2 protein-coding genes are annotated in these 2,161 nt (G+C 65.8%); one reads left to right on the plus strand and one right to left on the minus strand.

Annotation, left to right across the window (positions count from 1 at the left end):
- Positions 1-669, minus strand: a 669-nt coding sequence (locus MKK53_RS04000; protein ID WP_279598800.1) for a sensor histidine kinase, incomplete at its 3' end; no start/stop codon positions are given.
- A gap of 497 nt (positions 670-1,166) precedes the next feature.
- Here MKK53_RS04000 and MKK53_RS04005 point away from each other — a divergent pair.
- Positions 1,167-2,161: hypothetical protein (locus MKK53_RS04005; RefSeq protein WP_243927053.1), on the plus strand; the 995-nt coding region annotated here is incomplete at its 3' end.

The raw sequence follows: 2,161 nt of genomic DNA on the forward strand, positions 1-2,161 counted from the left end.
TGAGAGGTCCAGCACGTCGTTGATGAGCCCGAGCAGGTGACGGGCGTTGCGCTCGACCTTGCCAATGTCGGCCACAAGGTCCGACGCATCGCAGCCGTCTGCGATCTCCTCACCCATCATCTCGCTGTAGCCGATGATGGCGGAAAGCGGTGTGCGGAGTTCATGGCTCATATTAGCCAGAAAATCGCTCTTTGCCGTGTTAGCCTGCTCGGCCGCTTCCTTAGCAGCCTCCGCCGCAGCGTTGGCGCTGGTCAGCGCCGCCTCCCTGTCGACGAGAACGTGGTTCGCTGCGTTGAGCCGCTCCAACGTAGCTTCATTCTGCACGACGGAGCGGCGCAACGCGTGGCAGATCCACACCATGGTCGCACCGACCGTCACGTACTGACCCAGCAGCGCGACGTCGACGCCGCCGAGTATCCCGTCGCGCGTGTAGAACCACGCGGCGATCAAGGTGGACAACGACAGCGCCAGCGTCCCGGCCCCCCAGCCGAAAGCCAGAGTGACGATCATGAGGACAGGAATGTACAGCAGGAACGGAGCGACATGGGCTGGAGCCAGGAACCGAACGAAGGTCATGGCGCCGATCAACAGCAGCGTGACACCGTAGTCGGTTACCGGCGTATGGCGCCGGCGGGCGACCGTCCCGATCAATTTGTGCAAGCTGCTCATGGGTAGTGAGTGTCACGACCTGCGAGCTATGGAAAGCGAGCGGTGCCCGCCACTGCCAGCCCTGGAACGGAACGAACGTCCTCGCGGGTTGTCCAGTGCGGTAACGCGAGCTGGTCCCAGGCGACGATCTTCCCGACGAAGACAAGGATGCCGGCCGGCGATGCCAGGGGTATTGCCCGACGCATCGTTTGGGACGTTGGCACCCATGCGTGGATGCGAGGCGGCACTGATGCCCTTCGAACGAGGTGAGCCATCATGACCCAGTTCGAGCAGCGGCAACTGGCGCAGGTCGTCGACGGTCTCGCAGAGGGCGTGATCCTGATCGAGCCGGATCACACCATCGCCTACGGGCGTCTTCGTCCTGCGCTATGCGCAGACCTTGGTCGCCATGCAGGCGGCGAGCTTTGCCATAGAGGACGACTTCCAGCGCCTGCTCGCCTCCTTTCCCGAGCTGCTCGCCGGCGACCAGATCGATACCGAGGTGCCCGCGCCGCTTCATGCTGGTGGCACGCGAGAAGGGCATTGCCGCCGAGGAGGGCGGCGCCAACCGCTGGTCGCTCGATCACCTGTTCCTCGACCAGGACGGCATCCCGGCCTTGGTAGAGGTGAAGCGCAGCACCGACACCCGCATCCGCCGCGAAGTGGTCGGGCAGATGCTCGACTACGCGGCGAACTCGGTGCTGCACTGGCCGCTCGATACCCTGCGGGCGGTGTTTGGAGCGCGCTGCGAGGCGGAGGGCGGAGACCCAGTGGCGGTACTCGGCGACCTGATCGGGCCGGACTCGGATCCAGAAGCATTCTGGGAGGGGGTGCGCACGAACCTCCAGGCCGGGCGGGTGCGGCTCTTGTTTGTAGCCGATCGTGTGCCGCCGGAGCTGCGGCGGGTGGTCGAGTTCCTCAACCGGCAGATGCAGCCGGCCGAGGTGCTGGCGGTGGAGCTGCGCCAGTACGAAGGCCAGGGGCTGAAGACGCTGGTGCCGATCGTGCTCGGCCGCTCAGAGGCGGCCAAGGACCGCAAGGGCAGCCCGGGCCGTGCCGCGCCGTTCAAGCGGACCTGGGACGAAGCGAGCGTGATGGCTGAGATCGCCGTCCACGGCGACGCGTCGGTACTCGCCTCCGCTCGGGCTATCGTCGCCTGGATCCATCGCCGGGCGGACCGCATCAACTTTAACGCCAATCCGCCGTTCGGGGCGCTAAGCGCGGTATTCGAGAAGGATGGGGTCGCCATCCCGGCGCTGCGATTGTTCAGCGACGGCACGATGGCGGTGTACTTCAAGTATATGCTCGCCAAGCCGGTGTTCGACGATCTCGGCTTGCGGCAGGCACTGCTCGACCGCCTGAACGCGGTACCCGGTATCCATCTGCCACCGGACGCGGTAACCAAGCGCAAGACCATCCCACTCGCGCCGCTCACGCCTGAGGCCACCGCCGGCTTCCTCGAAGCGATGGACTGGTTCGTCGACACCCTGCGCGCCGGCGCCTCACCGACGAA

It is taken from the genome of Methylobacterium sp. J-076 (assembly GCF_022829405.1).
Taxonomy (GTDB): domain Bacteria; phylum Pseudomonadota; class Alphaproteobacteria; order Rhizobiales; family Beijerinckiaceae; genus Methylobacterium.